The 16,538-nt window shown below is 27.4% G+C and carries 15 protein-coding genes and 1 pseudogene; 10 read left to right on the top strand and 6 right to left on the bottom strand.

The window, feature by feature from the left end:
• Positions 1-8: 8 nt before the first annotated feature.
• Complete coding sequence (locus tag A2J15_RS04140; protein WP_066777420.1) at positions 9-725, bottom strand: class I SAM-dependent methyltransferase; 717 nt, start codon at positions 723-725, stop codon at positions 9-11.
• Positions 726-797: 72 nt separating this feature from the next.
• Positions 798-2,756, bottom strand: a complete 1,959-nt coding sequence (locus A2J15_RS04135) for a methyl-accepting chemotaxis protein (protein WP_116980490.1) — start codon at positions 2,754-2,756, stop codon at positions 798-800.
• Positions 2,757-2,962: 206 nt separating this feature from the next.
• On the opposite strand from A2J15_RS04135, the gene A2J15_RS04130 reads away from it, so the two are divergent.
• Both A2J15_RS04130 and A2J15_RS04125 read left to right on the top strand, forming a co-directional pair.
• The gene (locus A2J15_RS04130; RefSeq protein WP_066779325.1) at positions 2,963-4,039 is read left to right on the top strand and encodes an NAD(P)-dependent alcohol dehydrogenase; all 1,077 of its coding nucleotides are present in this window, start codon (positions 2,963-2,965) and stop codon (positions 4,037-4,039) included.
• A 139-nt stretch (positions 4,040-4,178) separates the two neighbouring features.
• A complete protein-coding gene (locus tag A2J15_RS04125) occupies positions 4,179-4,772 on the top strand; it encodes an NAD(P)H-dependent oxidoreductase (protein ID WP_066779328.1) in 594 nt (197 codons plus the stop codon).
• A gap of 138 nt (positions 4,773-4,910) precedes the next feature.
• Here A2J15_RS04125 and tupA read toward each other — a convergent pair whose 3' ends face one another.
• A complete protein-coding gene (tupA, locus tag A2J15_RS04120) occupies positions 4,911-5,720 on the bottom strand; it encodes a tungstate ABC transporter substrate-binding protein TupA (RefSeq protein ID WP_066779331.1) in 810 nt (269 codons plus the stop codon).
• Between the two features lie 84 nt (positions 5,721-5,804).
• Here tupA and tupB point away from each other — a divergent pair, with 84 nt between their 5' ends.
• The 7 genes and pseudogenes from tupB (at position 5,805) to A2J15_RS04085 (ending at position 13,329) form a co-directional block, all read left to right on the top strand.
• Positions 5,805-6,491 carry a tungstate ABC transporter permease TupB gene (gene tupB, locus A2J15_RS04115; RefSeq protein WP_066779334.1) on the top strand — a complete coding sequence of 229 codons (687 nt, stop codon included), beginning with the start codon at positions 5,805-5,807 and terminating at the stop codon, positions 6,489-6,491.
• A 1-nt stretch (position 6,492) separates the two neighbouring features.
• On the top strand, positions 6,493-7,491 hold the full coding sequence (tupC, locus tag A2J15_RS04110) for a tungstate ABC transporter ATP-binding protein TupC (protein ID WP_066779337.1): 999 nt from the start codon (positions 6,493-6,495) through the stop codon (positions 7,489-7,491).
• Between the two features lie 126 nt (positions 7,492-7,617).
• Positions 7,618-9,591: pseudogene (acs, locus tag A2J15_RS04105) on the top strand (acetate--CoA ligase).
• 75 nt (positions 9,592-9,666) lie between these two features.
• Complete coding sequence (gene galU / locus A2J15_RS04100; protein WP_066779339.1) at positions 9,667-10,497, top strand: UTP--glucose-1-phosphate uridylyltransferase GalU; 831 nt, start codon at positions 9,667-9,669, stop codon at positions 10,495-10,497.
• Positions 10,487-11,707 carry a glucose-6-phosphate isomerase gene (locus tag A2J15_RS04095; RefSeq protein WP_066779341.1) on the top strand — a complete coding sequence of 407 codons (1,221 nt, stop codon included), beginning with the start codon at positions 10,487-10,489 and terminating at the stop codon, positions 11,705-11,707. Before galU ends, A2J15_RS04095 begins: the two co-directional genes overlap by 11 nt.
• 72 nt (positions 11,708-11,779) lie before the next feature.
• Positions 11,780-12,229, top strand: coding sequence for a Dps family protein (locus tag A2J15_RS04090; protein ID WP_066779344.1), 450 nt, complete (start codon positions 11,780-11,782; stop codon positions 12,227-12,229).
• Positions 12,230-12,291: 62 nt separating this feature from the next.
• A complete protein-coding gene (locus A2J15_RS04085) occupies positions 12,292-13,329 on the top strand; it encodes a DUF4143 domain-containing protein (protein WP_066779349.1) in 1,038 nt (345 codons plus the stop codon).
• On the opposite strand, the gene A2J15_RS04080 is transcribed toward A2J15_RS04085, so the two are convergent.
• Genes A2J15_RS04080 through coaE form a run of 3 tightly spaced genes read right to left on the bottom strand, consistent with a single transcriptional unit; the run spans position 13,326 to position 15,386 of the window.
• Entirely contained in the window at positions 13,326-14,060 is a 735-nt protein-coding gene (locus A2J15_RS04080; protein WP_066779352.1) for a glucosaminidase domain-containing protein, read from the bottom strand. The two genes, A2J15_RS04085 and A2J15_RS04080, sit on opposite strands and share 4 nt — an antisense overlap.
• On the bottom strand, positions 14,035-14,784 hold the full coding sequence (gene dapF, locus A2J15_RS04075; RefSeq protein ID WP_066779355.1) for a diaminopimelate epimerase: 750 nt from the start codon (positions 14,782-14,784) through the stop codon (positions 14,035-14,037). Before dapF ends, A2J15_RS04080 begins: the two co-directional genes overlap by 26 nt.
• The gene (gene coaE / locus A2J15_RS04070; protein ID WP_066779358.1) at positions 14,781-15,386 is read right to left on the bottom strand and encodes a dephospho-CoA kinase; all 606 of its coding nucleotides are present in this window, start codon (positions 15,384-15,386) and stop codon (positions 14,781-14,783) included. The genes dapF and coaE overlap by 4 nt, the downstream gene beginning before the upstream one ends.
• A gap of 60 nt (positions 15,387-15,446) precedes the next feature.
• On the opposite strand from coaE, the gene purM reads away from it, so the two are divergent.
• The gene (purM, locus tag A2J15_RS04065; protein ID WP_066779361.1) at positions 15,447-16,436 is read left to right on the top strand and encodes a phosphoribosylformylglycinamidine cyclo-ligase; all 990 of its coding nucleotides are present in this window, start codon (positions 15,447-15,449) and stop codon (positions 16,434-16,436) included.
• The last annotated feature ends 102 nt before the right edge of the window (positions 16,437-16,538 follow it).

The following is a 16,538-nucleotide window of genomic DNA, read 5'->3' as shown; positions in this document are numbered from 1 at the left end:
TTGTTTGATTAATTATTTATAATTAAAAGTTTAATTTTAGAATTTATAGTTTCAAAAACATCATTTTTTATTAAAGACAAAAGTTCTTTTTTAGAACTTGTAATTGCATTCATATTTAAGTGCCATAAGGCATTTTCTACGGCTTGCTCTCTTGTTCTTTTTATATGACGTGTTTCATTAAATATAGCTTTATGAAAAGTTATATTTTTTTCTAATAAATAATTTTCTAAATCTTGCTCATAAAAACCTTTAAATTGGGTATTAAAATGTTTGAAAATAGGATCTAAAAAATTACTTTTTCTATAATCAGCCCAAGCAATATAAATTTTTATTTTAGCTAAATTTAAAAAATTTTTATAATCTTTTTCATCATTTAAAGCAGGAGACATGCTTAAAAAAGCAAGATCAAAATGAGTATTTAATTTTTTTTGACTCCATGTTTCAAAGCTTAAATTTTCATAAATAATATTTATAAGATTTAAATTTTTGGCATCTTCTTTTAAAATTTCAAGCATAGTTTTTGAGCTATCTAAAGCTAAAATCTTTTTAGCTTTTTTGGCCAAATGTAAGGTCCAAACTCCTGTGCCACAACCAATGTCGATAATATTTTTTTTATTAAAATCAATATTGAGTTTTAAACATTCTTCAAAAATTTGATTTTGAATAGTATTTAATTTGGCACTATATCTTGAGTAAGTTTTAGCTTTTTTATCCCATAAATTCATATATTTTCCTTAAAAAATATATCAAATTATACCACAATCATTAATCTTAGCTTCAAGAGCTAAGATTAAAGGTTAGAATCTTTTTTTCTTTACATCTTCTAAGATATTATTAGCAATATCACTTACTGTATTAGAAATGATAGCTGATTCATTAGCTATTTCAACATTATCTTTAGTGGTTTGATCAATTTGAGCTACACTTTCATTAATTTGAGTAATACCTGAAGTTTGTTCTTTAATAGATTCTGCCATATCATTAATAGATTGGACTAATAAATTAGTATTAGCTTCAATTTCAGATAAAGACTTTTGAGTTCTTTCTGCTAATTTTCTTACTTCATCAGCCACAACAGCAAATCCTCTACCATGTTCACCCGCACGTGCTGCCTCAATAGCTGCATTTAATGCTAAAAGATTGATTTGATCTGCAATATCTCCAATAATACCTGTAACATTTTTAATTTCTTCAGATTGGGTAATAACATCACTAGTTTTAACAGAAACATTTTGCATAGATGAGGTAATTTCTTCTAAAGCTGCTGCTGTTTCTTCTAAGGATTGAGCTTGAGAATTAGAAGAACTAGTTAAACTTTGAACAGCAGTTTGAAGTTTACCACTTTCATTAGCTAAAGCATTAGCAAAATCTGAACTTTGTTTTAGCATTTTTACTATTTCATCGCATAAGGCATTAGTAGTTAATTCTACACTTCCTGAAGCATTATTAATTTTATTTCTAAAGTCTAAAGATTTGTATTCTTCAAAAATTCTATGAATAATATTCATATCAGAACCCACTCTAGCTTGTAAAACATCAAGGAGTTTATTAAGAACATTTTTAAGTTCTATGAGTTGAGGATTTCTTGGATTAGCAGTAATTCTTGCTGTAAGATTACCTCCTTCTACTATAGATACTGTTTGTACTGATTCTTTAACTGCTTGATTATCTTGTTCTAAACCTTTTTTAGTTTGTAAGATATTTTCATTAATAGCACTTGAAATTTGACCAAATTCATCCTTACTTTTCACTTCTATAGTAGAAACATTTTTTGTTTTATGGTTGATAAAGTCAAAGAAGGAGTTAAGTCCTTGTTGGATGGATTTAAGCGGTGAAAGATAGTATGATACTATAAAATAAAGAAGTATAACACTTAAAATTATTATAATAACAACTGCTACAATTTGAATAAAAGCTGCTTTTAATATAGGTTGATTAATAATATCAGCACTTTCAGTGATGCAAGCTGTATAAGAAAATATTTTAGTACAAGTTCCAAGTCTTTCTTGATCGTTAAGTGTATAAGAGAAAAATTTATAATCTCCATATTTTTTAAATGCATTTAAAACAGGTGAGTGATCAACTCCTGGATTTAATAATTCTTTATTGGTTGCAGCAAAAATTTTATTTTTACTATCAAATACAAAAGTATTTCCTGGTGTTTTTGCAATTAAATCTTGTAAATCAGTTAATGAAATGTCAATACCTATAACACCTATAAATTTATTATCTTTATAAATGGCTTTAGAGTAAGTTACTATGTATTTTTTAGTTATGCTATCTATATAAGCTGGAGAAGAAAAAAAGTCATTGCTTTTTACAGCTTCTTGATACCATTCTCTATTTCTGACATCTAAGTTATTTATAATGCTAGAAACTGTATTAGCATCATCACTTTTTTGACTGATTAAAAGTTCGCCATTTTCTAGTCCAATATAAACATTTAATGCATTAGCACTGTGACGATATAATTTTAGCATCGGTCCAATTTTATTGATTATACCTTCTTTTGTATTGATAGATGAATAAGGCATATTCATAATATCTTGTGTTAAGTTATTAATAAATGATAAATCTGCAGCTCTACGATCTTCTATGGCGAGTTGTGTCACTTTAAGCAGTTCCGTTTCGCTGATGAGCGTAGCTTCATATAGAGCACTTTTAGTAAAATAAAAATTTACAATACCTAAAATAATTAAAGCAAAAACTGCAATCAGATTTGCAATAATAGACAATTTGATTTTGATGCTATTCATGTATATTCCTTTTTTTTATTTTGAATAATATCGTTTAGTTTAAAAACTAATTTACATTTGTTATTTTATCAAAAAAATAAAAAAATATAAAGAATTTATCAACTTTAAATTTATTTTTTGTAAAAAATTATAAATTAAATATTTAAAAAATAAATGATTAGTTTTGAAATTTTATAATTGTTAAAAATATAATAAAAAGGAAACAAATGAAATATACTATTTTAAAAAATAATCGTATTGCAAGTAAAGGTTATGCTATGTTTAGTAAGGACGCAAAATTTACCCCTTTTGAATTCAGTCGTCATGCTATAGGTGATAATGATATTTTAATTAAAATTTTATATGCAGGAATTTGTCATAGTGATATTCATACTGCAAAAAGCGAATGGGGAGAAGCTGTTTATCCTTGTGTGCCCGGACATGAAATAGTTGGAGAAGTTTTAGCAGTAGGTAAAAATGTAAGTAAATTTAAAATAGGGGATTATGCAGGAGTTGGTTGCATGGTAAATTCATGTGGAGAATGTGAAGCTTGTAAACAATCACAAGAGCAGTTTTGTGAAAAAGGACAAACGGTTTATACTTATAATAGTTGTGATATTTTTCATGATCATGAAAATACTTATGGAGGTTATTCAAATAATATAGTTGTGAGCGAAAAATTTGCTATTTGTGTGCCAAAAGATGCACCAATGCAAAAAGTTGCACCTTTGCTTTGTGCAGGTATTACAACTTATTCTCCACTTAAATTTTCTAATATCAAAGAAGGTTCAAATGTTGCAGTAGCAGGATTTGGTGGGCTTGGTATGATGGCAGTTAAATATGCTGTGAAAATGGGCGCAAAAGTAAGTGTTTTTGCTAGAAATGATAATAAAAAAGCTGATGCTTTGGCTATGGGTGCGAGTGCTTTTTATATAAACACGGATAAAAATATTATAAAAGAACGTTTTGAACTTATTATATCAACCATTCCAACCCCTTATGATCCTAGCGCTTATATGGATTTACTTAAATTTGGTGGAGAAATGGCTATAGTGGGTTTGCCTCCTCATGAAGTAGCTCCAGGTATTAGTGTAATAGATTTCGTATATAAAGCAGGTAAAAAAGTTTATGGTTCATTAATTGGTGGAATTGCTCAAACTCAAGAAATGCTTGATTTTTCACTTAAGCATAAGATTTATCCAGAAATTGAACTTATTACACCACAAGAAATTGATAAGGCCTATGAAAATCTTACTTCAGGTAAGGCAAAATTTCGCTATGTTATTGATATGACAAAAGAATAATGTTATATTTAATGAATTAAATTTGATTTGATTAATATTTGAAAAATTAGTTGTGCATGGCTTTATAATATTATTTGTTTTTCAAAATATAGCAAATAATAAAATTATTATTAAAACATTTTAAAATAAGGATAAATAAATGAAAAATGTACTTTTACTTAATGGAGCAAAGGAATTTGGAAATTCAAAAGGAGGGCTTAATTTAATTTTGCATAATAAGGCTTTTAGTGTTTTAAAAGAATTAGGATATGAAATTAATCAAACTTATATTGATCAAGGATATGATCCTAAAGAGGAAATTGATAAAATTATAAAAGCCGATGTTTTGCTTTATCAAATGCCAGTTTGGTGGATGGGTGAGCCTTGGATAGTTAAAAAATACATGGATGAAGTATTTGGTTTAGGTGTAGGAGTGCTTTTTGCAAATGATGGAAGAACTCAAGATAATCTTAGAAAAAATTATGGCAAAGGTGGTTTAAATCATGGTAAAAGATATATGTTTAGTCTTACTTTAAATGCGCCTTTTGAAGCTTTTAGTGATAAAAATGAATTTTTTGAAGGCAAAGGAGTAGATGCTTTATACTGGCATTTGCATAAAGCACATGAATTTATAGGTATGAAACCTTTAGCGACTTTTATGTGTAATGATGTGGTTAAAAATCCTCAAGTAGATAAATATTTAAATCATTATGATTTACATTTAAGAAATATTTTTTCTAAAAATGGAATTTAAAATATTGTTTAAAGTTTGTTTTATTTTAACATCAAGATTTTCAATTATCGAGTTTTTATTTTTTACTATTTTTATCTCAAATAAGTATTTATTAGTTTTAGAATAGAAAATTTATATAATAGCAGGGTTACCTGCTATTTATTCTTTTCTTGTTTTTGCATCTACTATAAATAAAGGCTTGTTAAGAAGTTTAAATTCGCTTATAAAATTTAAAGTTTCATTACTTGTAATCCATTTAATAAATTTGCTAGCTTCTGTATAATTGACGTTTTTACAATGTTTAGGATTTATAGCAATGATGGAATAAAAATTTTTAAGACTATCATCACCTTGATTCACAATAACTAAATTAGGATCACCTTTTTCATTAGCTTCGTATTTAATATAGGTTCCACGATCAGTTAAAATGATACCTTTTTTTTCTTCTGCAATTTTAATACTTGCTAACATTCCTTGTCCACTTTGTTGATACCAACTTTCTTTTTCAGGAATATAACCTAAATTTTTCCAAAGACTTTTTTCTTTATTATCGGTGCCTGATTTATCTCCTCTTGAAATGAAAGTGAGTTTTTCATTTTTAATAAGCTCTAAGCTTTCTTTGAGATTTTTATCTTTGAATTTAGGTGCTAAAGATTTATCAGCAATAATAATGAAATCATTGTACATTACAGGAGTTCTATCTATACCAAAATTGTTATTTATAAATTCTTTCTCTGCTTTTGGTGAGTGCACAAAAAGTATATCAGCATTACAATCTTCGCCCATTTTTAAAGCTGCACCTGTACCTACTGCAACCCATTTTAAGGTATTGCCACTTTGTTTTTCATAAAGGGGTTTTAAAGCATCTAAAAGTCCTGTATTATCTGTGCTTGTAGTAGTTGCCATTTTAAGTTCTATTGCATGTGCGCCTAAAATTAAAGTAAAAATTAAATAAATCATTTTTTTCATTTTTTCTCCTTTGGAAATTTTTGTATAATAAAGATATTTTATCACAAATATGCTAAAATTGCTTATTTAAATAAGGATATCTTTTTGGATTATATTTTAGAAGGTTTTAAACAAGCTTTATTGTTGCTTTTTAATGCTGATGAAAGTGTTATTTCAGCGATAAAAATCACGCTTTTAAGTTCGAGTATTTCTATTATTTTAGCTTTATTTGTAGGTTTTCCTTTAGGATTTATTTTGGGTTTTTTTAATTTTAAATTTAAACGTTTTATAAAGCTTATTGTAGATACAAGTCTTTCTTTTCCAACTGTTGCTATAGGGCTTATATTGTATGCTCTGATTTCAAACCGTGGACCTTTGGGTGAATTAGGCCTACTTTTTACTATAAAAGCTTTGATTTTGGGACAATTTGTTTTAGCCCTTCCTATTGTTATAGCACTTTTTTCAAATTTGATAGAAAATATGAATCAAAAACATTTTTTACTTATAAAATCTTTTCATTTAAATTTATTCAATCTTATTTTTTTGATGATTTATGAATTGCGCTTTGCTTTAATTAGTATTATAGCACTTGCTTATGGGCGCATTATTGCAGAAGTTGGAGTAGCTATGATGGTAGGAGGTAATATTAAATATGATACAAGAACTATAACTACAGCCATTTCTCTTGAGACAAATAAAGGTGAATTTGCAAGTGGTATAGCTTTGGCTTTAGTTTTAATTCTTATTGCTTTTTGTTTAAATTTTATTACCCATAAACTTAAAAGAATATGAAATGATAGAAATCACTAATCTTTTTTTTCAATATCAAAAAAAAGAAGTTTTAAAAATTAAACATTTAAAACTTGACACAGGTAAGATTAGTGTTTTAATGGGAGCTAATGGTAGTGGTAAATCTACTTTTTTGAGAATATTAAAATTCTTAGAAGGGGATTTTTCAAAACAAATCTCATATTTTGGAAATTTTAAGCTTACAAGAAAGCAAAAACGTGCAATTTATTTACTTTTTCCAGAGCCTATTTTATTGAATCGTAGCGTGAGATCTAATTTTTTATTTACTTTAAAAACTTATGGCATTAAAGATAATATTCAAAATCGTATAAAAGAAAGTCTTGCATATTTACGATTAGATGAAAGCATTTTAGATAAATATTTTAATGAACTTTCATCAGGACAAAGTCAAAAGCTTGCTTTTGCTATAGCTTTGAGTGTGCGTGCAAGATATTATTTACTTGATGAACCTAGTGCTTTTTTAGACAATAATACGCTTAATTTATTTAAGGAAGCTATTCTTAAAATGCATAAAGAATTTAATACAGGATTTTTAATAGCAAGCCATGATAAACATTTTTTAGATGCTTTAGCTCAAAAAAAATTATATTTGCATAGTGGAGAAATTCTTGAATTTGAAAATACTAATGTTTTTGATTTAGAGTATCATGGTGTGCAATTTAGTAATTTTTTAGATTTTAGTAAGTGTAACAAATATAAAGAATTTATAACAAGATTACCAAGTAAAATTGCCATTAATCCTTATAAAATTTCTCTTTTTTATTCTCATGAATTCTTAAAAAATACTTTTGCATTTATTTTAGAAAAATGTTATATTATAGCACTTAGAAGTCGTAAAAATGATGTTTTTATAAGGGTTAATTGCGGGGATAAAATTTTAGAATTTGCCCTAGAAAAAGAAGAATTTATTAAATTAAATTTAAAATTATACCAAGAACTCAGTCTTTACTTTCTTGAAGATGCTATATGTTTCTTAAATTAACATAATGATATAAAATATTACAAATATTCCCATTTTTTTACAAAATTTATTTTAATTATCTTTTAAAATTATATGTGCTGCAAATAACTTTTATATAATATTTAAAAAATCATTAAAGGAATTTGCATGTATTATGAAAATATTCAAGGATTTTTTAAGCCAAGTAAAGAGTTAGCTCTTAATGCACGTATAAAAAATTTATGCGAATATTATGATTTATGTAATGAAGCAAGAGAAGATTTTGAAGGTTTTTGGAAAAGGCAAGCCCTTGAAAAGATTGATTGGTTTTCACCTTTTTCTAAAGTTTTAAATGAGGATAATGCTCCTTTTTATAAGTGGTTTGAAGATGGAACTTTAAATGTGAGTTATCAATGTCTTGATCGCCATATGAAAACAAAGCGTAATAAAGCTGCTTTGATCTTTGAAGGAGAATTAGGAGATTATGAAGTTTATACTTATAGAAAATTATTTCATGAAACTTGTAAAACTGCTAATTTACTTAAGAAATTTGGTATAAAAAAAGGTGATAGGGTTGTAATTTATATGCCTATGATTCCTCAAACTGCTATTTTTATGTTAGCTTGTGCAAGAATTGGGGCTATACATAGTGTAGTATTTGGTGGTTTTTCTCCTGAAGCTTTAAGAGATAGGATTATAGATGCAAAGGCTAAACTTGTTGTTACTGCAGATGGGGCTTTTCGTCGTGGGAAACCTTATATGTTAAAACCTGCAGTAGATAAAGCTTTGAGAGAGGGTTGTCAAAGTGTTGAAAAAGTACTTATAGTTATACGTAATCATGAAAATATAGATTATGTTAAAGGAAGGGATTATGTTTATAATGAGCTTATTAAAAATGAGTCTTATAAATGTGAACCTGAAATTATGAATAGTGAAGATTTATTGTTTTTGCTTTATACTTCAGGTTCAACAGGTAAGCCAAAAGGGGTGATGCATGCAAGTGCAGGTTATATACTTTGGGCTCAAATGACTATGGAATTGGTTTTTGATATTAAAGATCATGATAATTATTGGTGTAGTGCGGATGTGGGTTAGATTACAGGTTATACTTATGTTGTTTATGGACCTTTAGCTTGTGGGGCAACTACTATTATGTATGAGGGAACTCCTACTTATCCTAATTTAGGACGTTGGTGGAGGATGATAGAAGAATATCAAGTAAGTAAATTTTATACTTCTCCAACTGCTATAAGAATGCTTTATGCAGATGCTCCTGAAGAATCAAGTAAATATGATCTTAGTACTTTAGAGGTTTTAGGAACTGTAGGAGAACCTATTAATCCTAGTGCTTGGCAATGGTTTTATGATAAAATAGGTTAAATGAAAAGTCCTATAGTTGATACTTGGTGGCAAACTGAAACAGGGGGACATATGATAAGTCCTTTACCAGGAGCTACTCCTTTAAAACCAGGTTGTGCTACTTTACCTTTACCAGGAATTTTTGCAGAAATTCTAGATGAAAAAGGGAATTTAAAAAGTGAAGGAGAGGATGGTTTGTTATGTATTACTAAACCTTGGCCTTCTATGATTCGTGGAATTTGGGGAAGTAAAGAACGTTATATAGAAAGTTATTTTTCTCAGGTGACCAAGCAAGGCAAAGCGGTTTATTTTAGTGGAGATGGAGCATTTTATGATGAACATGGTTATATTACTATTACAGGAAGAACAGATGATGTAGTAAATATTGCAGGACATCGTATAGGAACTGCTGAAATAGAAAGTGCTATAGCCAAACATAAAAGTGTAGCAGAAGCTGCTATAGTCAGTGTTTTAGATAATATTAAGGGTGAATCTTTGTTTGCTTTTGTAGTTTTAAATCCTACTTCTAGTTGTGATTTGGGTGGAGCTATAGAAACTTTAAAAGAATTAAATGATATTTTAAAAACAGAAATTGGAGCTATAGTTAAGATTGAAAAAATTCTTTATACCCCTAATTTACCAAAAACTAGAAGTGGTAAGATAATGAGAAGAATTTTAAGAACCATAGCAAGGGGTGAAGAAATTAAACAAGATATTTCAACTCTTGAAGATTCTGAAGTGGTTGGAATTATTATAAAATTAGCTAAGGCTGAATTTGAATAAGGCGGTTTGATGTATAAAAATTTATAAAAATAAGTTATAATTAAGTTATAATATTGAAAAATAAAGGAAATTTTTATGCTTCAAACTTGTATTTTCCCTGCAGCAGGTTATGGGACAAGATTTTTGCCTGCAACAAAAACTTTACCTAAGGAAATGTTACCTATTTTAACTAAACCTTTAATTCATTATGGAGTAGATGAAGCTTTAGAAGCTGGTATGGAAAATATGGGTTTTGTTACAGGACGTGGAAAAAGAGCTTTAGAGGATTATTTTGATATTTCTTATGAGCTTGAACACCAAATTTTAGGTACTAAAAAAGAATATTTACTTGATGAAATCCGTTCTTTGATTGATCGTTGCACTTTTACTTTTACAAGACAAAATCAAATGAAAGGTTTAGGAGATGCGGTTTTAAAAGGCAGACCTTTGGTGGGTGATGAAGCTTTTGGTGTGATTTTAGCGGATGACTTATGTGTTAATGAAGAAGGTTTAAATGTTATGGCTCAAATGGTTAAAATTTATGAAAAATATCGTTGTACCATTATAGCAGTAATGGAAGTACCTAAAGAACAAGTTTCAAATTATGGTGTGATTGCAGGAAATTTAGTGGAAGATAACCTGATTATGGTTAATTCTATGATAGAAAAGCCAGTTCCTCAAGAAGCACCGAGTAATTTAGCTATAATAGGGCGTTATATTTTAACCCCTGATATTTTTGGAATTTTAGAAAATACTCAAGCAGGTAAAAATGGAGAGATTCAGCTTACAGATGCGCTTTTAACTCAAGCTACCAATGGTATGGTTTTAGCTTACAAATTTCAAGGTAAACGTTTTGATTGTGGAAGTGTAGAAGGTTTTGTCGAGGCAACAAATTATTTTTATGAGAAAAAAATAAATGTTAAATAATATTCTTTTTTTTAAAAAAAGTGCACTTTATACTATAAGTTCTTATGCAAACCGTATTAATGATGAGTTTAATAGCGGAGATATAGGTTATTATCATTTAATTGATACGAGTTTACATTTGCTTGATGAAAGCTTTGATTTTATTCAAAATAAAGATTATGTAAAAAATATTGTTTTAGTAGGTATGGGTGGTTCAAGTTGTGGTGTTAAAGCCTTACATAATATGCTTTTTAATGAAAAGAATAATCAAAGAAAACTTTTTATACTCGATAATACAAGTACACATTCTTTTAATAAGATTGTAAAAAAAATCAAACTTGAAGAAACTTTGTTTTTAATCATTAGTAAAACAGGTAGTACTATAGAAGTTATATCGCTTTTTAAACTTCTTATTACTTATTTTAAATTAGATATGCAAGATCTTAACAAATACTTTGTTTTTATTACAGATAAAGATTCTAAATTACATCAAGAAGGTCAAAATTTAGGTATTAAATGCTTTTTTATTCCTGCAAATGTAGGTGGACGTTTTAGTATACTTTCAGCTGTTGGTATAGTACCACTTTGTTTTTGTGGTTATAATGCTAAAGAGCTTTTAAAAGGTGCTAAAGCTTGTTTTGAGGATTTTTTTATTCATAAAAAAGATGAAATTTTGCAAAAAGCTTATCATTATTGCACTCATAAAAATGCAAATATTAATATACTTTTTTCTTATAGCGATGTTTTTAAAGGTTTTAATGAGTGGTATATTCAGCTTATTGCTGAAAGTTTAGGTAAAAAACAAGGTTATAAACGTATAGGTTTAACACCTATTGCTTTAATTGGAGCAAGAGATCAGCATAGTTTTTTACAACTTATTATGGATGGACCTAAAAATAAAACTGTAACTTTTTTAAAAATTAAAGATAGTCAAAATGCTCCTATTATCCCTGATATCCATTTTAAATTTTTAGATTCTTCTAGCAATAAAATTAATCTTCATGAGCTTTTAAATGCACAATGTGATGCGACTATGCATGCTTTAATTGCTGAAAATTTAAGTATTGATGTGATAGAACTTGAAAGACTTGATGCATGGCATGCAGGATACTTAATGTATTATTATGAGCTTTTTACTTCAGTTTGCGGGGTAATGCTTGGAATTAATACTTATGATCAACCAGGTGTAGAAGTAGGAAAGTTAATTTTAAAAAATATATTAAAATCTTGATAAAAATTTATTAAAAAAGAGTATAATAATTTTATGCTATAATTTTAAAAATTAAATTAAGAGGAGTGTAATATGTCCGTTACAAAACAATTATTACAAATACAAGCAGATGCACACCATTTATGGGTTCAATTTCATAATTATCATTGGAATGTTAAGGGTTTGCAGTTTTTTTCTATACATGAATATACAGAAAAAGCTTATGAGGAAATGGCAGAGCTTTTTGATAGTTGTGCTGAAAGGGTTTTACAACTTGGAGAAAAAGCTATTACTTGCCAAAAAGTTTTAATAGAAAATGCAAAGAGTCCGAAAGTGCAAAAAGACTATTTTACTCCAATTGAAGTGATAGAATTTATAAAACAAGATTATGAGTATCTTTTAACTGAATTTAAAAAACTTAATGAAGTAGCAGAAAAAGAAAATGATACCACAACAGCAGCTTTTGCTCAAGAAAATATTGCAAAATATGAAAAAAACCTTTGGATGATAGGTGCTACTTTGCAAGATGCTTCTAAAATGTGATATTTAGGGATTTTCCCTAAATATCATTTATATATAAAATATCCTTTTTTTAAGGATTAAAATTGAAGGTGCTAAATTTCTTCTATGAAAATCCCCCTAAATTTGAAGTAAGTTATAAAAGAAAAATTCAGATTTTAAATGCTAATACTATTTTAAAAGGTCCAAAATTTTGTGGTAAAAAAACCTTAATTTTTAATTACCTATCTCAGTTTAAAACAAGTGAAGTTTTGTTTTTAAATATGGATGATACCCGTTTTGAAAGACAAAGTTTAGATAATCTTTCAGATTTTTTAAATAATAATTTGCAAATTAAAATTCTTTGTCTTTATAATCTTGATTTTATTCCTGATTTAACAAAAATTACTATCCCTATGCTTTTAAGTACCAATAAAAAAGATTTAGTTTTGGAAGGTTTTGAAGAATTAGAACTTGATTATTTTGATTTTGAAGAATTTATTAGCATTCATAAGAAAAATTTACCCATTAATCATTTAGTTGGACTTTTTTTACAAAGTGGACGCAGTGAATTTGGAGAAAAAAATGTACTTTTAAGACAAAATTTTAACTTACTTGAACTAGAAATTTTAAAATATTTAGCTTTAAATTTAGGTCAACAAATTAGTATATCTAAAATTTTTATAGAACTTAAGAAAATATTAAAAACTTCAAAAGACAGTGTTTATTACACTATAAAAGAATTAGAAAATACTTATATGATTTATATTTTAAAACATGATGAAAAAAAACTTCAAAAGATTTATTTTAGAGATTTTGGTTTAAGGAATAATCTTTGTATTTCTAAAAATTTTATTCATTTATTTGAAAATTTAGTTTTAAATGAACTTTTTAAATTTAAACAAGAATTATTTTATAATAAATATTTTAGTTTTTATAGCAAAAAATATAAAATTGCTTATATTTCAAGTCCTACTTTGGATATAGATTTAATTAAGTTACGAGCTAAAAAAATTCTTTCTAAGGCTTTAGAACTTGGAATTTTTCATGTGATTTTTATCACTCTTTCTAATGAAGATAGTTTTTTTGAACAAGGAGTTAAATTTGAAATTATACCTTTTGATAAATTTTCTCTTGGGTTTTAAATATGATTTAAATCTTTGTCATATTTTTCAAGATTATATCGCTTGATGATTTTACTTACAAGATTAATATAATGACCTTTAAGTTCAGAGTATGATTCTAGGGTTTTAATAGCATCTAATCCTGATATTTCTTTACCCTTTTTTTCAAATTCAACCCTTGCATTACGAAATTTTTCATAAGCGAAATGACGATTTAAATTTAAAACATAAGAATCAACGCTATTTTGCAAACTATCAAAAATTTTAATTTTATGTTTTTTTTCTGGGTGTCTTAAATCAGGAATTAAACCTTTATCTCCCCAAGTCCATTCACCAAAAAGATTATTAGCTTCTCTGGCAAAACGACTTGTTCCTGTAGCACTTTCTACTAGGGCTTGAGCTATACCCATGGATTTTGGAATTTTTTGAATACGTTTTTTATATTCTGCAAAATCATAAAGATTTTCAATACGGTATTTATTTTTAAGCATAATAAGTTTTTTAAGATTTGTCTGATTCGAGGTCCTAAAAGCTGTTTTGTAGGCATGTTGAAAAAAAGCTTCAACAAAAGCTCTTTCTTGTTTGATTTCTTCAAAACTTTTGTCAAACATGGCATTCATTTTTGTGAAAAAAACTTGTCTTTTTTGCTTGATGTCAAGTTCGTAATAATTTTCTCCAAATCCATCTTTTAAATTATCAAAAGCATAAAGTGAAAATGAAAAAAAACTAAGAAAAATTATAATGAGCTTCAAAGCAGTATTTTACCTTTCCTTTAAAAAATAATTCTTCTTTTTCCAATTTGAAATAAAGTTCTTCACCACTTTTGGGTGTAATTTTGATTTGATCGTGTACTTTTTGATTAATTAAAGCAAAGTAAAAGCAAGCTCCCATACCTGTTCCACAAGCTAAAGTTTCATTTTCTATACCACGTTCATAGGTGCGAACTTGTAAATGATTTGCATTAATGATTTTTGCAAAATTAACATTTGCATTATATTTTTGTCTCATTTTTTGGCAAAGTATTATATCAAATTCATTTAAATTTTTGCAAAAATGTACTAAATGAGGTACTCCTGTGTTGCATAAGTGCCAAGTTTTCCCTAAATCTTGAAAACTATTTTGTATATTCTTAACTTGACCTAAAGACACTTCAACAATATCTTGACAAACTTTAGCTTTAATGATTCCTGCTCCTGTTAAAAAACTCATATGAGGATTTATTTTATTAATATGGTGCGCAAAATGTGCTGCAGCTCTTGATCCATTGCCACACATATTTGCTTTTGATCCATCATTATTATAAAATTCCCATTCAAAATCATATTTTTCATGAGGTAATATGACAATAAATCCATCAGCACCTATACCCTCATAACGATTGCAAAGTTCTTTAGCTAAGATATTTCTATTTTCTTTTTTATCAGCATTGATGATGATAAAATCATTACCACTAGCACAGTATTTGTAAAATTTCACATTTTTCCTTTGGAAATATTTTGTATTACTTTAACACATTCTTGCCTAAAATCAGCATAAGATCCTGTATTTTTGATAATAAAATCTGCTTTTTTGAGTTTTTCTTCAATATCTATTTGAGAATTAAGTCTTGCTTTTGCTTCTTTAAAATTTAGATGATCTCTTTGCATCATTCTTTTTAAGCTTAATTCTTTTGGCGCATAAATTAAAATAACTTTTCCTAAATTATTATAAGCTCCGCTTTCAAAAAAAAGAGGTATTTCTACAAAAAAAGCTTTATTTTCTTGATCTAAAATTTGCATTTGTTCTAAAATTTTTGCTCGAATTTTAGGGTGCATAAAATTTTCTAATAATTGCTTTGCCTTTTTGTTATGAAAAATAATACTTCCAAGTAGTTTTCTATCGATTTTTTGATCTTCTATTAAGAGGCTTTTGTGATGAAATTGAGAAAAAATTTGTGCTAATTCAATAGCATGTTTATCTAAAATTTTATGACTTATTTTATCAGCATCAATACTTTTAAAATTCATGGAATTTGCTATGTTTATAAAAGTACTTTTACCACAAGCAATTGAAGCTGTTACAAAAAAAGCATTTTTCATCTTATGCCTTATTAAATTTTTTTTCGTTAAAATACCTTTTTACTTCTTAAAGGAAAATAAATGAAAATTTCATATGAAGATGCAGGTGTAAGTATAGATAATGGAAATGCTTTTGTAAAAGCAATAAAACCTTTAGTTAAACAAACTTTTAATGAAAATGTTATAGGCAATATAGGGTCTTTTGCAGGTGCTTTTAAAATGCCAAATACTTTTAAAAAACCTGTCATTTTAGGGGCTACAGATGGAGTTGGAACCAAACTTCGCTTAGCTATTGATGCTAAAAAATATGATACTATAGGGCAAGATTTAGTAGCTATGTGTGTGAATGATTTAATTTGCAATTTTGCTACGCCTTTATTCTTTTTAGATTATTATGCTAGCGCTAAGCTTGATGTAGATCTGGCTAAAACTATTATAAAGGGTATTGTTAAAGGGTGTCAATTAGCAAATTGTGCATTAATTGGTGGAGAAACTGCTGAAATGCCTGGAATATATGCACAAAATGATTTTGATCTTGCAGGTTTTGCTGTAGGTATGGCTGAAGAAGATGAAATTGATAGAACTAGGTTTGTTAAAAATGGTGATATTTTACTTGCACTTCCAAGTTCAGGACTTCATTCAAATGGTTATTCTTTAGCTAGAAAAGTGCTTTTTGAAACTTTAAAAATGCAATTTGATGACAAAATAGAAGGAAAAAAAATAATTGATATTTTATTAGAGCCTACAAGAATTTATGTGAATGATTTTCTTGTTTTAAAACCTTATATTAATGCTTTAGCGCATATTACTGGAGGGGGTTTAGCTGAAAATTTAGCACGTGTTTTACCTAATGGTATAGGAGCAATTATACATAAGCATCATCTTAAAACTTCTGAAATTTTTTATACTATAGGACAAGTTGTAGAAGAAAATGAAATGTATAGAACTTTTAATATGGGTGTGGGTTTGGTTATGGCAGTTGATCCAGCTAATGTAAGTAAAGTCTTAGAATTAAGCCATGCTTTTATAATAGGTGAGCTTGTATTAAATGAAGGTATTATTTTAGAATAATATAAGTAATTTATAGCATTAAGATTAGTTATTTTTTCAATATTTATCTTAAAATAATGACAAGATTATTTTAAGATAGGATTTTAACTTATTAAGGATATG

This window comes from Campylobacter hepaticus, from assembly GCF_001687475.2.
Lineage (GTDB): Bacteria > Campylobacterota > Campylobacteria > Campylobacterales > Campylobacteraceae > Campylobacter_D > Campylobacter_D hepaticus.
This window is presented reverse-complemented; position numbering and strand designations above follow the sequence as displayed.